Origin of the sequence: Kineococcus terrestris (genome assembly GCF_041020755.1) — a bacterium.
Taxonomy (GTDB): Bacteria; Actinomycetota; Actinomycetes; order Actinomycetales; family Kineococcaceae; genus Kineococcus; species Kineococcus terrestris.
In genome coordinates this window covers 12676-29566 of sequence record NZ_JBEUEI010000041.1, presented here as the reverse complement: position 1 = coordinate 29566, position 16891 = coordinate 12676, and the positions used below count along the sequence as shown (strand labels likewise).

At 75.6% G+C, this 16891-nt stretch carries 14 protein-coding genes; 7 read left to right on the top strand and 7 right to left on the bottom strand.

The window, feature by feature from the left end; genetic code table 11:
- The 3 genes from AB8M62_RS18105 to AB8M62_RS18095 all read right to left on the bottom strand — a co-directional run.
- Positions 1–852: FadR/GntR family transcriptional regulator (locus tag AB8M62_RS18105; RefSeq protein WP_369070454.1), on the bottom strand; the 852-nt coding region annotated here is incomplete at its 3' end.
- Between the two features lie 9 nt (positions 853–861).
- A complete protein-coding gene (locus AB8M62_RS18100) occupies positions 862–2808 on the bottom strand; it encodes a D-apionate lactonase family protein (protein WP_369070453.1) in 1947 nt (648 codons plus the stop codon).
- Positions 2805–3566: an SDR family NAD(P)-dependent oxidoreductase gene (locus tag AB8M62_RS18095; RefSeq protein ID WP_369051900.1), complete on the bottom strand. Its 762-nt coding sequence runs from the start codon at positions 3564–3566 to the stop codon at positions 2805–2807. The genes AB8M62_RS18100 and AB8M62_RS18095 overlap by 4 nt, the downstream gene beginning before the upstream one ends.
- 293 nt (positions 3567–3859) lie before the next feature.
- Between AB8M62_RS18095 and AB8M62_RS18090 the strand changes: the two genes are divergently transcribed.
- The 7 genes from AB8M62_RS18090 (at position 3860) to AB8M62_RS18060 (ending at position 12253) form a co-directional block, all read left to right on the top strand.
- On the top strand, positions 3860–4732 hold the full coding sequence (locus AB8M62_RS18090) for a sugar phosphate isomerase/epimerase family protein (protein ID WP_369070452.1): 873 nt from the start codon (positions 3860–3862) through the stop codon (positions 4730–4732).
- 2 nt (positions 4733–4734) lie between these two features.
- Complete coding sequence (locus tag AB8M62_RS18085; protein ID WP_369070451.1) at positions 4735–5613, top strand: phosphogluconate dehydrogenase C-terminal domain-containing protein; 879 nt, start codon at positions 4735–4737, stop codon at positions 5611–5613.
- Positions 5614–5693: 80 nt separating this feature from the next.
- Positions 5694–6953, top strand: a complete 1260-nt coding sequence (locus AB8M62_RS18080; protein WP_369070450.1) for an ABC transporter substrate-binding protein — start codon at positions 5694–5696, stop codon at positions 6951–6953.
- A gap of 85 nt (positions 6954–7038) precedes the next feature.
- Positions 7039–7899, top strand: coding sequence for a carbohydrate ABC transporter permease (locus AB8M62_RS18075; protein WP_373694996.1), 861 nt, complete (start codon positions 7039–7041; stop codon positions 7897–7899).
- Positions 7896–8792, top strand: coding sequence for a carbohydrate ABC transporter permease (locus AB8M62_RS18070; RefSeq protein WP_369051904.1), 897 nt, complete (start codon positions 7896–7898; stop codon positions 8790–8792). The genes AB8M62_RS18075 and AB8M62_RS18070 overlap by 4 nt, the downstream gene beginning before the upstream one ends.
- A 53-nt stretch (positions 8793–8845) precedes the next feature.
- Complete coding sequence (locus AB8M62_RS18065) at positions 8846–10426, top strand: glycoside hydrolase family 140 protein (protein WP_369051905.1); 1581 nt, start codon at positions 8846–8848, stop codon at positions 10424–10426.
- A gap of 48 nt (positions 10427–10474) precedes the next feature.
- Positions 10475–12253, top strand: a complete 1779-nt coding sequence (locus tag AB8M62_RS18060; RefSeq protein ID WP_369070449.1) for a DUF5605 domain-containing protein — start codon at positions 10475–10477, stop codon at positions 12251–12253.
- A 4-nt stretch (positions 12254–12257) separates the two neighbouring features.
- Here the strand turns inward: AB8M62_RS18060 and AB8M62_RS18055 are convergent, their stop codons facing one another.
- The 4 genes from AB8M62_RS18055 to galT all read right to left on the bottom strand — a co-directional run bounded on the left by AB8M62_RS18055 (position 12258) and on the right by galT (position 16864).
- The gene (locus AB8M62_RS18055; RefSeq protein ID WP_369070448.1) at positions 12258–14123 is read right to left on the bottom strand and encodes a putative bifunctional diguanylate cyclase/phosphodiesterase; all 1866 of its coding nucleotides are present in this window, start codon (positions 14121–14123) and stop codon (positions 12258–12260) included.
- A 112-nt stretch (positions 14124–14235) separates the two neighbouring features.
- Positions 14236–14481, bottom strand: coding sequence for a hypothetical protein (locus AB8M62_RS18050; protein ID WP_369051908.1), 246 nt, complete (start codon positions 14479–14481; stop codon positions 14236–14238).
- A 71-nt stretch (positions 14482–14552) separates the two neighbouring features.
- Complete coding sequence (gene galK, locus AB8M62_RS18045; protein WP_373694994.1) at positions 14553–15770, bottom strand: galactokinase; 1218 nt, start codon at positions 15768–15770, stop codon at positions 14553–14555.
- Positions 15767–16864 carry a galactose-1-phosphate uridylyltransferase gene (gene galT / locus AB8M62_RS18040; protein ID WP_369070456.1) on the bottom strand — a complete coding sequence of 366 codons (1098 nt, stop codon included), beginning with the start codon at positions 16862–16864 and terminating at the stop codon, positions 15767–15769. The genes galK and galT overlap by 4 nt, the downstream gene beginning before the upstream one ends.
- Between the last annotated feature and the right edge of the window lie 27 nt (positions 16865–16891).

Sequence of the window (16891 nt, the reverse complement as noted above, 5' to 3'; positions counted from 1 at the left end):
GGGGGCGCGGGGGCGGGGCCGCGGGGGGGGGGGGGGGGGGGGGCGGGGGGGGGGGGCGGGGGGGGGGGGCGGGGGGGGGGGGGGGGCGCCCCCCCCCCCCCCCCGGTCCGCGCCGCGGGGGTGCAGGGCGTCCTCGATGCGCGCCCCCGCGGTGCGCATGTGGGCGCGCATGGTGCGCTCGGCGGCGCCCGGGTCGCCGGAGGCGATCGCCTCGAAGACCTCCCGGTGCTCGCGGGCGGCGATCTCCGCCTGCCGGCGCTCCTGCAGGTGGCGCTCGACCCACACCCGCAGCAGGGAGCGGATGCTCTGCAGCAGGTCGCCGAGGGCGTCGTTGCCGGCCGCCCGGCCGATCTGCGCGTGGAACATGGCGTCAGCGGCGACGAACGCGTCGAGGTCGTCGAGGCTGGCCTCCATCGCCTCGACGTGCTCGCGCAGCAGCGCGACGTCCGCGTCGGTGGCGCGCACGGTCGCCAGCGAGGCGGCCTGCACCTCCAGGGCGCTGCGGACCTCCGAGAGCTGGGCGGTGTGCTCACCGGCCAGCATCAGGCCCCAGCTGAGCGTGGTGGGCAGGAGCTCGGACATGCTGTCGCGGATGTAGGTGCCCGACCCCGGCCGGACCGTGACCAGGCCGAGGATCTCCAGCGCGGCCAGCGCCTCGCGCACCGCGGAGCGACCGACGCCCAGCGTCTCGGCGAGCTGCCGCTCGGGGGGCAGGCGCGAGCCGGGCGGGAACTGCCCGGAGGCGACGCGCTCGGTCAGCTGGCGGGCCACCTCCGCAGCGGCGGAGCCGCGCGGCACGGCTGTCAGCGTCAGCTGCGCCAGCGCGGGGTCGTCCTGGCGGAAGGAGGGCACCGGGGGAACCTAACGGGTCGGTCCCGGCAGCGGCCCGGTCCAGACGAGGACCGCGCCGGGCGCCAGGGGCAGGAGGAGGGTGTCGCCCGGCGGCGTGGCCGACGGCCCGCCGGGCGCGCCGCCGGCGTCGTGCGCGGACCGCAGCCGCCCGGCGCCGAAACCGCCGGGCGCGCGCAGCCGCAGGTGCACGGCCCCGCCGGTGGTGTTGGCCGCCAGGACCGTGCAGTCGCCGCCGGGCCCGTCGGCCGGACCGGCGGCGAGGACGGCCGTGCCCGCGGGCAGGGCGCCGCGGGCCTCCCAGCGCGGTCGGCCGGCGAGCGCCGCGAGGTGGCCGACGGCGGCGGCCGCGGGGAACGGCTCGCCCTCCGCGGTCCCGAGGCCGCGCGGGCCCCGGGTCTCCGCGAAGGACAGGCTGCGCACGCCGGGGACGCCGAGGGCGGCGGCGGAGGCGACCAGCCAGGCGGCGAAGCCCCGGCTGCGCTGGCGGGGGTCGGTGGCGCCGGGCACGTGCTCCGCGCCGTACCCGCTGCTGAGGTCGCCGTGCGCCCCGGGCACCCGCGGGGTGGTGGCGACGGCGTTGAACCGCGGTGCGAGGGTGACCGGCCCGACGTGCACGGGGCGCCCGCCGGCCAGCCGCACGGCCTGCTCGGCGACGAGGCGCTGCACCGCGAGGGACTCGAGGACCTGCGCGCGCCCGCGCTCGTGCATCTGCGGGGTGGTGCTGAACGTCCAGGCCCCCGCCTCCGGCGGCAGCAGGTGGTGGCCGCGGTTGAGCTCGGTGAAGTGCGCCCGGGTGCCGGCCAGCGCCGGGACGTCCAGGCCGGCGCGCCGCAGCTCCTCCACCAGCGCCCGCCACAGGTCCGTCGTGCTGAGGTGGGTGGTGCTGTCGAAGGCGGCCGCGCGGTGCACGGGCAGGCCGCGCAGCGCGGCGACGGCCTCGGGCAGCGTCCGGGCGTCGCCCGTGACGAAGCGCACGTCGAGACCGGCGTCGGCGGCCTCGCGCCGGGCCTCCTCCAGCGCGCGGCGCCAGCCGGGGCCGTCGAGGTCGAGCTCGACCAGGACGGGCAGGGTGCCCGCCCACGGCGGCAGGGGAGCGGGACCACCGTCGCGGCCGGGCGGCTGCGGCGCGGTGGAGGCGCCGGTACCGACCTCCGGGTGCGGCGCCGTGGAGGGCGCGAGGTCCACGTCGACCGGTCCCGCGGCGGTGGCGGTCCGCGCCGGAGCGGGCACGTCGGCGCCACCGGGCGCGGCGTCGAGCACCCGCAGCACCAGCTCCTGGTGCACGGTGCTCCCGCGCTCGAGGTGGACGGGGAAGGGCCGCTCGAGGGGGGTGCTGTACGTCTTGTAGGAGGCGTCGGTCCAGTTGCGCTGGTCCTCCACCTCGAAGACGTCACCGCTCAGGTCGGCGCGCACGCGCCCCGCCGGGGCCGGCCACTCGAGCCCGGCGACGTCGCGGGCGGGCTGGTGCGGCGCGATCTCGCGGGGGAAGCGGGTGGTGGTGCGGGTGCCGCCGGGGTGGTGCACGAGCAGGTCGGTCCCGGCCAGGTCGGCGTGGTGCAGCAGCACGAGGCCGACGCGGTTGCACCAGGACGGGGCCAGCGCCCGCGCCTCCCCGCTGACGCGCACGCCGTCGCGGTCGACGCGCGCGCGCACCTCCCAGCTCACGTCCACGTCGCGGCCGCGCGCGCGGGCCCGGACGGTGACGTCGAGACCGTCGTGGCGGTGCTCGACCGAGAGCCGCTGCACGTCGGCGGGCACGGTGCCCCAGTCGCGGTCGCGCACGACGAGGCGCACCGCCCGCAGGACGGCCCGGCCCCCGCGGGCCAGCTCCTCCAGCTGGCCGCCGACCAGGTCCAGCTGCCAGCCGGCCGCCTCCAGGTGCACGGGCGCCGGGTCGTCGTCGCACCACAGCTCGCGCGCGGAGCGCTCGCCCAGCGGCCCGTCCGCGGGGTTCACAGCGAGGTCATCCCACCGTCGACGCGGAAGAGCGCGCCCGTGGCGAAGGACGACTCGTCGCCGGCCAGGTAGACCATCAGCCCCTCGACGTCGGCGGGCGTGCCGGGCCGGCCCAGCGGCGTGCGGGCCACGATCGCCGCGCGCGAGTCCCGGTCGCCGGAGATCGCGGTGACCAGGGGCGTCTCGGTGTACCCGGGCACGACGGTGTTCACGCGGATCCCGTCGGCGGCGTAGGCCGCGGCGACGGTGCGCACCAGGCCGTGCACGCCGGCCTTGGAGGAGGAGTAGGCCGTGAAGTCGCGGCCCTCGCCGTTCAGGCCGGTGGGGCTGCCGGTGCAGACGATCGACCCGCCGCGCCCGCGCAGGGCGCGCACGGCGTGCTTGACGGTCAGGAAGGTCCCGGTCAGGTTCACGTCCAGGGTGCGCCGCCAGACGTCCAGGTCGAGGTCGGCCGCCGGCGCGTCCTGGCCGAACAGCTGCACACCGGCGTTGGCGACGACCACGTCCAGGGGAGGGCCGTCGGCGGTGGCTCGCGCGTAGGCGGCCACCACGCTGTCCTCGTCGGTGACGTCCATCCGCACCGCGACCGCCCGGCCCGGGCCGGGCAGCTCCCGCACGGCGCGCTCGGCGCCCTCCAGGTCGCGGTCGGCGAAGACGACTCGGGCGCCCTCGGCGGCGAAGCGGGTGGCCACCGCCCGTCCGATGCCCGACGCGGCGCCGGTCACCAGCGCGTGCTTGCCCCCGAGCCGATCGCCCACGGTCCTCGTCCTCCTCGTCGCAGGAACTCGCGTCCGCTCACCGTAGCCGAACCGGTTGACCGGAAACAGGGGACGAGAGAAAAAGGTCAACCGGTTGACAGAATTCGCGGCGAGTGCGCAGACTGCGGCAGCGGCACAGCAGCCGCCCCTCCGGCCGACCCGCCGGCGCACCACCCGCCCCACCCGGGCGGGGCGCACCCCTCAGCACCGCACTCGTCAGCACCGCACCCCGCAGGACCTCCCCGCCGCGACCGTCCCCGGCCGCCGGCGACCTCCCCGACCCAGGAGCCAGCGTGCACACCCTCCCCACCACCCCGGCGCCGCCCGACGCGGCCACGGGCGCCGGTGCGGGCACGTACGCCTACTTCTGGCGCTCCTCCCAGCGCGTGGAGCACCCCCTGTCCACCGCGGAGCAGCTCCACGACGCCGCCGCTCTGGGCGCGCGGGTCTTCCAGGTCTGCGACGACCCGCACGTGGACCGGATGAGCCCCGCCGAGCTGGAGCACCTGCGGCGCACCGCGCAGGACCTCGGCCTGGCGCTGGAGGTCGGGACCCGCGGCACCGCCCCGGAGCACCTGCGCCGCTACCTGCACCTGGCCGGGGCCCTGGGCGCCCGGCTGGTGCGCAGCATGTGGACCAGCGGGCAGGACCGGCCGGACGCCGCGGAGACCGAGCGCCGGCTGCGGCGGGTCGTCCCCGACTACGCCCGCGCCGGCGTCGTGCTGGCCCTGGAGACGTACGAGCAGGTCCCGACCTCCGCGCTCGTCGACGTCGTCGAGGCCGTCGGCGACGACCACCTCGGGATCTGCCTGGACCCGGCCAACACCGTGGCCGCCCTGGAGCACCCCGCGGACGTGCTGGCCCGCTGCGCCCCCCACGTGAAGAACTGGCACGTCAAGGACTTCGCGTTCACCCGCAGCGAGGGCTGGGTCGGGTTCTCCCTCACCGGGGTCCCCCTCGGCGAGGGCCTGCTCGACCTCGACGGCATCACCGCCGCCCTCGACCCGGTGCGCCGCGGCACCAGCCGCATCGCCGAGCACTGGCTGCCCTGGCAGGGCGACCCGGTCACCACCGCCCGCACCGAGGCCGCCTGGACGGCCACCACCCTCCGCCGCCTGACCAGCGCGGCGACCACCCCGACCGCGACGACGCCTCAGGAGCGATGACGATGACCGACCTCGCCGAGAACACCAGCACCGGGACGCTGACGGTCGCCGTCATCGGCGCCGGCGGCAAGATGGGCACGCGCGTGTCGAACAACCTGGCGCGCAGCGGGTTCACCGTCCGGTACGCCGAGAGCTCCCCGGCCGGCGCGGAGCGGGTGCGGGCCGCCGGCCGCGACGTCGTGCCGGCCGCCGAGGCCGTCGCGGACGCCGACGTGGTGGTCCTGGCGGTGCCCGACGTCGTGCTGGGGACGGTGTCCGAGGACCTGGTGCCGCGCATGAAGGACGGTTCCGTCCTGCTCACCCTGGACCCCGCGGCCGCCTACGCCGGCCTGCTGGCCCAGCGCGAGGGCGTCGCCCAGGCCTGCGCCCACCCGTGCCACCCGTCGGTGTTCCTGGAGCGGCGCACCGACGCCGAGTACGCCGACACCTTCGGCGGCGTGGCCGCCGCCCAGGACGTCGTCGCCGCTCTCGAGGTCGCCGACGAGGACGTGCGCGCGGTCGTCGAGCAGGTCGTCCGGACGATCTACGCCCCCGTCCTCGACGTCCACTGGGTCACCGTCAAGCAGCTCGCCGTCCTGGAACCCACCCTCGTGGAGACCATCGCCTGCATGGTCGGCGAACTGCTGCAGGAGGCCCTGGAGGAGACCGTCACGACGGCCGGGGTTCCCGCGGAGGCCGCCCGCGCGATGCTGTGGGGCCACGTCGGCATCGCCCTGACCAACGCCCTGCGCGGTTCCAACCCCTTCTCCGAGGCCTGCCACACCGCCATGGCCTACGGCCGCGAGTCCATCGTCAAGGACGACTGGAAGAAGATCTTCCGCGACGAGGAGCTCGACACGGTCATCGCCCGGATGCTCCGGATCGACGCCGTGCGCCGCTGAGCGCCCCGGGCCGGCAACCCAGCCCTCCCCCACCACCCCCGCACCTCCACCGCCACACCCACCGAAAGGCTCGAGCAACGATGCTGAAGAACCGCACCCGGGCCGCTGCGGCCGCCCTGATGAGCGCCACCGTCCTCCTGACCGCCTGCGGCGGCGGCAGCGGTGGTGGTGGCGACGAGGAGCTGACCGTCTGGATGCTCACCCTGGAGCCCACCCAGAAGGAGGCGGTGGAGCAGGTCGTCGCCGCCTACGAGGAGGCCAACCCCGGCAGCACCGTCACCGTGGAGGAGCGCGCCGTCGACGCGCACAAGGACGCGCTGCGCCAGGTCGCCGGCACGGACGCCGGTCCGGACGTCTACCAGTACTGGATGGGCCCGGGCCTGGGCGGTGAGCTCGTCGAGGCCGGCATGAGCAGGGACCTCAGCGACTACTACGACCAGTACGGCTGGGCGGACCGGTTCAGCGAGGCCGCAATGTCGAACGTCACGCAGTACGGCGGCATGATGGGCGTGCCGTGGGTCGTGCAGGGCGAGGGACTGTTCTACAACAAGGAGCTGTTCGAGCAGGCCGGCATCACCGCGCCGCCCACCACCTACGACGAGCTGGTGGCCGCCGCCGACCAGCTCATCGCCGCCGGCACCACGCCGATCGAGTTCGGCGGCACCGTCAACTGGCACGTCATGCGACTGCTCGACTCCCTGCTGGAGACCGGGTGCGGCGCCGAGACCCACGACGCGCTCAAGGCCGGCGAGGCCGACTGGAGCGCCGAGGCGTGCGTGGACGACGCCTTCACCGAGCTGAAGACCTGGGGCGACGAGTACGTCAACGACGGCTTCATGGGCATCTCCAACGACGAGTCCAGCCAGCTCTTCTACACCGGGCAGGCGGCCATGGCGCTGGAGGGCGCCTGGTTCAACGCCAACATCGCCGAGAACGGCATGGACCCCTCCACCGTCGGCATCGTCCCCTTCCCCACGGGCACCGGCCGCCTCTACGGGTTCGCGGAGGGCTTCTACGTCAACGAGAGCTCCGACCGGGCCGACGAGGCCGCGAAGTTCCTCGACTTCGCCACCAGCACCGACGTGCAGCAGGACGTGGTCGGCGCCTTCTCGCCGCTGTCGCCGAACACCGAGGTCGCCCCGGCCACCGGCAACCCGCTGCACGAGCTGTGGCCGCCGATCTTCGACGAGGCCACCGGCCTGTACCTGAACGGCGACCAGGCCCTCAGCCTCGACGCGACGACCGAGTACTGGCGGATCCAGAACTCCGTGCTGACCGGCGGCCTCGCACCCGCCGACGCCGGTGCGGAGTTCCAGAAGTACCTCGACGCCAACGCCTGAGGGCGGGGGAGGAGACCTCGTGAGCGTCCTCGACGCCGCGCGCCCGGCGCGCCCGGCCGGACGACCCCGCCGCGACCGGCGCTTCCTGCGCGCCCTGCCCTACCTGCTGCCCGCCGGCGTCCTGTACGTCTGGTTCCTGGCCTACCCGATGGCCGACTCCGTCCGGCTCTCGTTCTTCGAGTGGACGGGCTTCCGCACCGACGAGCCGCTGTTCGTCGGCTGGCGCAACTACAGCCGCATGCTCACCGCGGACCCCGTGTTCTGGACGTCGCTGCGCAACTCGGTCGTCTGGGTCGTCCTGTCGCTGCTCGTCCCCATGACGCTGAGCCTGCTGCTGGCGCTGGGCCTGAACCGGAAGATGCTCGGCCGCAACCTCTTCCGCGCGGTCTTCTACATCCCGGCGGTCTTCGCGTCCATCACCGTGGCGGCGATGTGGCGGTGGATCTACAACCCCACCCTCGGGGCGCTGAACCAGGCGCTGTCGAGCGTCGGCCTGGAGAGCTGGGCGCAGCAGTGGCTGGGCGACCCCCGCTTCGCGCTGTACTCGGTGTTCGTCGCCTCCGTCTGGCAGGGGGTCGGCTTCACGATGGTCCTCTTCCTCGCCGGCCTGCAGCAGGTCCCCCAGGAGCTCGTGGACGCCGCGAAGGTCGACGGCGCGAACCGGTGGCACGTCTTCCGCGAGGTCACCGTCCCCGCGCTGCGGCCGACCACGGTCGTCGTGGTCATCCTGACCATCATCAACTCGCTGAAGGTCTTCGACCTCGTCGTCGGCATGACCGGGGGCGGGCCGGCGCAGTCCACGCAGGTGCTGGCGCTGTGGTCCTACACGCAGTCCTTCTCCAACCACCAGTTCGGCGCCGGCGGCGCGACCGCCACCGTGCTGCTGCTGCTGTCCCTCGTGCTCGTCGTGCCCTACCTGGCCTGGTCGATGAAGGAGGACCGATGAGCGGGGCCATCACCGCACCGCGCGCCCGGCTGCGCGCACCGGCCGAGGACGTCCCCGTCCGCCGCGTCCGCCGCGACTGGGTGGGGGTCGGCCTCTGGGTCGCCCTCGCGGTCTCCGCGCTGTTCTGGGCGCTGCCGTTCGTCTTCATGGCGCTCACGTCGCTGAAGAGCCGCGCGGACATCAACAGCTCGCCCACCTGGGCCCTGCCCAGCTCGCTGGAGTGGGGCAACTTCACCAGCGCGATCGAGACGGGCGACCTGTGGGTCACGGGCTCCAACAGCCTGCTGATCTCCCTGGTGAAGGTCCCCCTCGGCCTGCTGCTGGCCGCCGCCGCCGCCTTCGCGCTCGCCCGCCTGCGCTTCCGCTGGCACAAGGTCGTCCTGTGCGTGTTCGCCGTCGGGTCGATGGTGCCGATCCAGGTCGGCCTGGGCCCGCTGTTCAACACGATGCTGACGCTGGACCTGCTCAACTCCCGGGCCGGTCTCGTCCTGCCCTACCTCGCCTTCGGCATCCCGTACCAGATCTTCATGCTCTACGGGTTCTTCCGGGCGATCCCCGACGAGCTGGAGGAGTCGGCGCGCGTCGACGGCGCGTCCACCTTCCGGATCTTCTGGCAGATCTGCCTGCCGCTGGCCAAGCCCGCCCTGGCCGCCCTGTTCATCCTGGACTTCGTGGCCACCTGGAACGAGTACGCGATCGCGACGACGCTGCTGACGAGCCAGGGGAACTGGACGATCCCGCTGGCCGTCCAGGGCTTCAGCACCCAGCACGGCACCGACTACGGCGCGCTGAACGCCTTCATCTTCATGTCGGCGGTCCCCGTGCTGATCGTCTACCTGATGTTCCAGCGCTACTTCGTCCAGGGCGCCTTCGCCGGCGCCGTCAAGGGCTGAGCACCGCACCGGACCGATCGTCCCGGCAGCAGCCGCACCAGGAGGGACCCCGCATGACCGTCGCCGCCGACGCCGCCCCGACCGCCGCTCCCTGGCAGGAGGTGGAGCTCACCCTGACCGCCGGCTCCCGGCACCGCGACCCCTACGGCGCGGTCGACGTCTGGGCCGACTTCACGCACGAGAGCGGCGCGGTCCTGCGTCGTCCCGCCTTCTACGACGGTCCCGGCGACGGCGGCCACACGTGGCGGGTGCGCTTCGCGTCCCCGCTGCCGTCGGGCACGTGGCGCTGGCGCAGCGGTGCCTCGGTCGCCGACGCCGGGCTGGCCGACCGGGAGGGCAGCCTCGAGGTGCGGGCGCCCGCCGTCGCGCCGCCGGGGCGGTTCGAGCGGCACGGGTTCTGGCGGATGGCGCCCGACGGGCTGACCCTGCAGCACGCCGACGGGACCCCCGCCCTGCTCGTGGGCGACACGGCCTGGGGCCTGCCGTGGCGGGCCACCCCCGAGCAGGTGCGCACCTACGCCGCCGACCGCTCCGCCAAGGGCTTCAACGCGGTGCTCCTCATGAGCGTGCAGCCCGACACGGGCGCCGAGGGCCCGGAGGACCGCACCGCCGACGAGGGCTTCGGCCGGGGGTTCCGCGACCTGCCCGAGGGAACCCTGACCGACCTGGACGTGGGGTACTTCCAGCACCTGGACGTCCTGGTCGACGTCCTGGTCGAGCACGGCGTCGTGCCCGTGTGGCAGCCGGTCTTCCAGGGGTTCGGGTGGAAGGGCCTCGGCGCCGCCGGCACGGTCGTCCCGACGGAGCAGTACGCCCGCTACTGCCGCTACCTCGTGGCGCGCTACGGCGCGCGCCCGGCCCTCTGGCTGGTCGGCGCCGACGGCTCCGGCCACGAACCGCAGATCGCCGCCGGCGGCGCCGAGGTGCACGCCTGGGACTGCTACGAGCAGCCCACCGGTGTCCACTACCGACCCCACGCGACCAACGACGCGCACCAGGACGCCGACTGGCTGGACTTCCAGTGGTGCCAGACCGGGCACAGCGGCGAGCACTTCCCCGAGCGGGTCGCCGACATGGCGCGCAACACCCCGCTGAAGGGGGTGGCCAACGGCGAGCCCAGCTACGAGAACACCGGGCGCACCGGCCGCGCCGCGGGCTGGTGGCAGGGCCACGAGGCGTGGGCGAACCTGTGCGCCGGCGGCACGATGGGCGTCGTCTACGGCGCCGGCAGCCTGTGGCAGTGGAAGCTGCACCCCGACGAGCCGGGTCACTCCGACTTCTTCTCCGCCCCCGGCGCCGGGTGGCGCGAGGCGCTCGACTTCGAGGGGTCCACCTACGTGGGCCTGGTCGGCAGGATCCTCGACGGCCTGCCCCTGACCGGGGCCCGCCCGGACTGGACGCGCACGCTGCACCCGCGCGGGCTGCTGGTGCCCGGCGTCCTCTTCCTCACCTACCTCGCCGAGGGCGGCGACCTGCGCGTGCTCGACGGGGCCGACGTCCCGCGCGCCTACCGCGTCCTCGACCCGAGGACCGGCGAGGTCGTCGCCGAGGGCGTGCGCGAGCACGACGACTCCCCGGTGCCCGACCCCGGCGGCGCGCCGCGCGTGTACGTCTGCACCCGGCCGGCCGCCTGAGCGCTCCACCCCCACCCACCCACCGAACCCCGCGGAAGGTCGTCTCCCGTGCCCCAGGCTCCCGGTCCCCTCAGCGCCGACACGCCCCTGCTGGAGGTGCTGCGCACTCCCGCCGGTGACGAGGTGCTGCGCCGGCTGGCGCCCTCCGTCGTGGAGTCGCCCCTGCTGCACACCTACCAGAACCACCCCGTCGGCCTCGTGCTGGCGACCGAGGAAGGGCTGGGCGAGGAGGTGCGCCGGCAGGTCCTGCACGAGCTCGAGGTCCTGGACCCGGCCGCAGCCGCGGACACCGCCCCCGCACCGGCGCCCGCCGCACCGAGCCGTACCTACGAGGGCGCCGACGTGGCGCCGGGTTCCGCGGCGGTGAGCGCCCCGGCCGAGGTCGAGGTCCACCAGCGCTTCGAGGTCGAGCTGCGGGGTCCCTCCCACGGGAACCCGTACACCGACGTGGAGCTGACCGCGCGCTTCTCCGGCCCGGACGGCGGCAGCCGCGACGTCCTGGGGTTCTACGACGGCGACGGCCGCTACCTGGTGCGGTTCCTGCCCGGCGAGGCAGGGCACTGGCGCTTCGAGACGACCAGCAACGCCCGCTCCCTGGACGGGGTGACCGGCGAGCTGGAAGCGCGGCAGGGGGCCGGTCGGGGCCCGGTGCGGGTCGCCGACCAGTACCACTTCCGCTACGCCGACGGCAGCCGGTACCTGCCGATCGGCACGACCTGCTACGCCTGGACCCACCAGGACGAGGAGCTGCAGGAGCTCACCCTGCGCACCCTGGCGGACGCGCCCTTCACCAAGCTCCGCATGTGCCTGTTCCCGAAGTCCTACACGTTCAACACCAACGAGCCCGCGCGCTACCCGTTCGCCCGCGAGCAGGACGGCGGCTGGGACCCCACCCGGTTCGACCCCGCCTGGTGGGCGCACCTGGAGCGGCGGATCGACCAGCTGGACGAGCTGGGGATCGAGGCGGACCTCATCCTGTTCCACGCCTACGACCGCTGGGGCTTCTCCACCATGGACGCCGCCACCGACGACCGCTACGTGCGCTACGCCGTGGCGCGGCTGTCGGCCTTCCGCGGCGTGTGGTGGTCCCTGGCCAACGAGTTCGACCTGCTGCACACCAAGACCGAGGACGACTGGGAGCGGTGGGCGGGGATCATCGGCCGCTGGGACGCCAGCGACCACCTGCGCTCCATCCACAACTGCCGCGACGTCTACGACCAGTCGCGGCCCTGGATCACGCACGTGAGCATGCAGCGCACCGACGTCTACCGGACGGCGGAGAACACCACCGAGTGGCGCGCCGCCTGGGGCAAGCCGGTCGTCGTCGACGAGTGCGCCTACGAGGGCGACATCGACCAGGGGTGGGGGAACATCACCGGCGAGGAGATGGTCCGCCGGTGCTGGGAAGGGGCCCTGCGCGGCGGGTACGTCGGCCACGGCGAGACGTACCTGCACCCCGACGAGGTGCTGTGGTGGGCCAAGGGCGGTGAGCTGCACGGCACCAGCCCCGACCGCATCGCCTTCCTGACGTCGATCGTCGAGCAGGTGCCCGGCGGGGTGCTCGAACCGCTGCCGGGCAGCTGGGACGCCGTCAGCGCCGGCGTTCCGGGCGAGCACCAGCTCGTCTACTTCGGCAACCACCGTCCGCGGTTCCGGCGCTTCTTCCTCGACCCCGCCACCACCTGGGACGTCGACGTCATCGACACCTGGGGCATGACCGTGGAGACCGTGCCCGGCCCCCGCTCCGGCAGGTTCACCGTCGACCTGCCCGGTCGCCCGTACGTGGCCGTCCGCCTGCGCGCCCGGCAGCGCGCGGACGCCGGCTGAGGCGTCAGGCCCGCCCGGCGGCGGGCGGGCCGTCCGCGCACCAGCGCGCCAGCTGCTCGGCCGTCAGCGGCCGCGCCAGGTGGAAGCCCTGCGCGTAGCGGCAGCCCAGGGCGGTGAGCCGCTCCAGCGTGGCGGCGTCCTCGACGCCCTCGACGACGACGTCGCAGCCCAGCTCCTCGCCCAGGCGCAGCACGGAGGCCACGACGGTGGCGGCCTCGCGGTGGGCGACGACGTGCTCGGTGAACGCCCGGTCCACCTTGAGCACGGACACGGGCAGGTGCACGAGGCGGCTGAGGGAGGACCAGCCGGCGCCGAAGTCGTCGATGGCGACGGCGCACCCGCGCCGTCGCAGCCGGGCCAGGACGGTCGCGCCGGCCGGGTCGTGCAGGAACGCCGACTCGGTGATCTCCAGGACGAGGCGCTCGGCGGCCAGGCCGGAGTCGTCCAGGGTGCGGGCGACGGCGTGCTCCAGCAGCGGGTCCCCCAGCTCCAGCACGGAGACGTTGACGAACAGGCGCCGCGGCGAGCGCGCGCCCAGCTCCTCGTCCCAGGCGGCCAGTTGCCGGCAGGCGGTGCGCAGCACCCACGCGCCGAGCGCGCGCACGAGGCCGGAGTGCTCGGCGGCGGGCACGAACTCGTCGGCGGTGAGGGTCCCGCGCTCGGGGTGCTCCCAGCGCAGCAGGGCCTCCACGGCGACGGCGCGGCCGGTGCCCAGGTCGACGACGGGCTGGTAGCGCAGGTGCAGCTGGCCGTCGGCCAGCGCGCGGCGCAGGGCGGGCACGAGGTCGGCGCGGGAGGTGGCGTCGGCGTAGGCGGCGGGGTCGAACAGCGCCCACCGGCCGCGGCCGCGCTGCTTGGCCAGGTACATGGCGGCGTCGGCGTGGGAGACGAGGGTGTCGGCGGGGACGCGGTCGTCGGGGCCGAGGACGGCGACGCCGATGCTGGCCGAGGGCTGCACGGTGAGGTCGTCGGCGTCGGCGGGCACCGCGAACTCCTCCACGACCCGCTGGGCGACGGCGGTGGCGCGGGCGGGCGAGGCCAGCCCCTGCAGGAGGACGACGAACTCGTCGCCGCCGATGCGGGCGACGAGGTCGTCGGGGCGCAGGGCGCGGCGCAGCCGCTGGGCGCTGACGCGGATGAGCTGGTCGCCGGCGAGGTGGCCGTAGGTGTCGTTGGCGTACTTCAGCCCGTCGAGGTCGACGAAGAGGACGGCGACGCTGCCGGGCCGCGGGCTGGTGGCGACGACCTCGTCGAGGCGCTGCAGGAACGCCCAGCGCACGGGCAGGCCGGTCAGCGGGTCGTGGGCGGCGCGGTGGGCGAGCTCCTGGCGGGCGCGCCGGGCCTCGTCGCGGTCGCGGACGACGGACAGGTAGGAGGCGGCCAGGTCGGCGAGCAGGCCGGTGGTGGCCAGCTCGCGGGCGCTGAAGGGCCGCGGCGCGGTGCGGTAGACGTCCAGGACGCCGAGCGGGCCGTCGCGCCCGGGCAGGGGCACGGCGGCCACGGTGCGCACGCCGAGGGCGACGGCCTCGGCCTGGTAGCGCGGCCAGTCGCCGTCGGCGGCGAGGTCACCGGAGGCGACGACCCGGCCGTGGCGCACGCAGTCCTGGCACGGGCCCTCCTGCAGCAGCTCCTGCACGTCCTCCAGGCGCCGGACGCCCTCGTGCAGGGAGTGGGCGAGGACGAGCCGGCCGTCCGCGCCGGGGACGACCACCCCCGCGCCGTCGGCGTGCAGGATGCGCACGGCGGCCTCGGCGAGGCGGCGCAGGAGGTCCTCGGCGGAGAAGTCGCCCGTGACGGTGCGGGTGAAGGTGCGCACGACCTCGACGACCTCGACGAGCTCGCGGTCGGCGGGGGTGGGTCCGACGGGCACGCGCACCCCCTGACGTCGCCGTCCCCCGTGGCTGGAGGGCGCGGGAACGGTAGCGCCGCGGGCGCGGCCGCGCGCGCCGGGCGCGAGGCGGTGGCGGTGGCGGACCGCGGGGTCAGCCGCGCAGGGCGTGCTCGTCGACGCGGCCGTCGTCGTCGAGGGCGTCGAGCGCGACCAGCCGCCACCAGGCGGGGGTGCGCGGGTGGGGGCCGGGGTCGACGCCGGCGGCCAGCAGCCAGGCGCGGTCGCGCCCGACGCGGCGGCGCCAGCGGCGGCGGTGCAGCCACCACAGCAGGGCGGCGTGGGCGGCGAGGAGCAGCAGGACGCAGCTCCAGTAGGCGCCGGGGGTCAGCAGCGGCACCCGCCGGACGCTACGAGCGGTGGGCGACCGCTCACCCCCCGCTCAGGAGGCCGGGGGGTGAACGGCAGGTGTCAGGCGTCGCGCCCGGCGCCGGCCGAGGGCAGCGCGGACAGGAACTGCGGCGCGCGCAGCCGCGCGTCCGCGAACGCGCGGGCCACCTCCTGCGCGACGGCGCCCACCGCGCCGGCCTCCACCAGGGCGATGGCCGACCCGCCGAACCCGCCGCCGGTCATCCGGGCGGCCAGCGCGCCGGCGGAGCGGGCCGCGTCCACGGCCAGGTCCAGTTCCCGGCAGGAGACCTCGTAGTCGTGGCGCAGCGACTCGTGGGAGGCGTCCAGCAGCGGGGCGACCTCGCGCGCGCGCCCGGCCCGCAGCAGGTCCGCGGTGCGGCGCACCCGGTCGATCTCGGTGACGGCGTGGCGCACCCGCCGGCGCAGGACGGCGACGTCGTCGCCGGGCCCGGCCGCGGCGGCCAACCGCTCCAGGGCGTCGTCCAGGTCGTCGGGGTCCACCTCGCGCAGCGTCGGCACCCCGAGCAGGCGCGCGGCGCGCTCGACGTCGGCGCGGCGCGCGCCGTACTCCCCGCCGGAGTGCGAGTGCGCGGCGCGGGTGTCGACCACCAGCAGCGCGAGGCCGGCGGCGGCCAGGTCCAGCGGCAGGTGCTCGACGGTGTCGTCGCGGGTGTCCAGCAGGATCCCGCCGCCGGGGCGGCAGCGCAGCGAGGCCGCCTGGTCCATCCCGCCGGTCGCGGCGCCCGCGACGACGTTCTCCGCCTGCACGCACGCCGCGGCCAGCTCGGCGCGGCCGGCGTCGTCGGTGGGCAGGTCGTCCAGGTCGGCCAGGGCGATCGCGACGGCGCACTCCAGCGCCGCCGAGGACGACAGCCCCGAGCCCAGCGGGACGTGCCCGTCGACGACGGCGTCGAAGCCGTGCGCGGTGCCCATCGCCCACGCCACCCCCGCCACGTAGGCGGCCCACCCGTCGGGGGCGCCGGGGCCGACCTCGGACAGGGAACCCTCCCAGTCGGCGCCGGCCTCCTGCGCGGAGCGCACGCGCACGACGTCGTCGTGGCGCGGGCTGAGCGCGACGAACGTGCGGTGCGGCAGGGCCAGCGGCAGGCACAGCCCGCCGGTGTAGTCGACGTGCTCGCCGACGAGGTTCACCCGCCCCGGCGCCGACCACACCCCCTCGGGCGTCTCGCTGAACACGTCACCGAACGCGGCGGCGACGGCGTCGGCCGCCTCCGCGCGCGCCGGCGCCTCGAAGAACCGCGCGTCCGCCACGCTCACGCCACCTCCCGCAGCCGCTGCGCGACCGCCTCGGGCGTGGTGTCGTTGATCCACGCCGCCATCGCCGACTCCGAGCCGGCCAGGTACTTCACCTTCCCCGGCCCGCGCAGCACGCTGAACACCTGCAGGTGCAGCCGGAACTCCTCCCGGCCGGTGCGCACGGGCGCCTGGTGCCACCCGGCGATGTAGGGCAGCGGGTGGTCGTCGGGGTGGTAGCGGTCCAGCCGGCCCAGCAGGTCCAGGTAGGCGGTGACCAGGTCGGCGCGCTCGGCGTCGTCGAGGGCCGGCAGGTCCGGCACGTCGCGGTGCGGGGCCAGGTGGACCTCGACGGGCCAGCGCGCGGCGGCCGGCACGTACGCCGTCCAGTGCTCGGTCTCCAGGACGACGCGGGTGCCGGCGCGGCGCTCGGCGTCCAGCACGTCGCGGAACAGGTTGCGGCCCGTGGCCGCGCGGTGCTCGGCGGCGCGGCGCAGCATCGTGGCGGTGCGCGGCGTCACGAACGGGTAGCCGTAGATCTGCCCGTGCGGGTGCGGCAGGGTCACCCCGATCTCCTGCCCGCGGTTCTCGAAGCAGAACACCTGCTCCACGCCCGGCACGCGCGCCAGGCCCTCGGTGCGGTCCACCCACGCCTCCACCACGGTGCGCGCGCGGTGCGGCGCCAGGGTGCCGAAGGAGCCGGTGGCCTCGCTGGTGAAGCAGACGACCTCGGTGCGCCCGGTGCCCGGCCGCACCGGCCACAGCTCCTCGCCGTCGACGAGACCGGGTTCGCCGCCCACGCGGGTGGAGAAGGAGGGGAACCGGTTCTCGAACACGACGACGTCGTAGGAGTCGTCGGGGACCTCGGTGGGGAACCCGCCGGGGACGGTGGGCGCCAGCGGGTCCTGGTCCGGCGGCGGCATGAGGGTGCGGTCGTTGCGGTGCGAGGCCATCGCGATCCAGTCGCCCGTCAGCGGGTCGTAGCGCACCTGGGTGCGGCCGCGCACGACGTCGTCGGCGGGCGGCAGCGGGCGGGTGTCCACGGCGTCGCGCACCCGCGTGCCGGACAGCCACGGCTCGGTGTCGTCGAAGTAGATGAGCTCGCGGCCGTCGGCCATCCGGGTCGACGTGCGCCTGAACGCGTG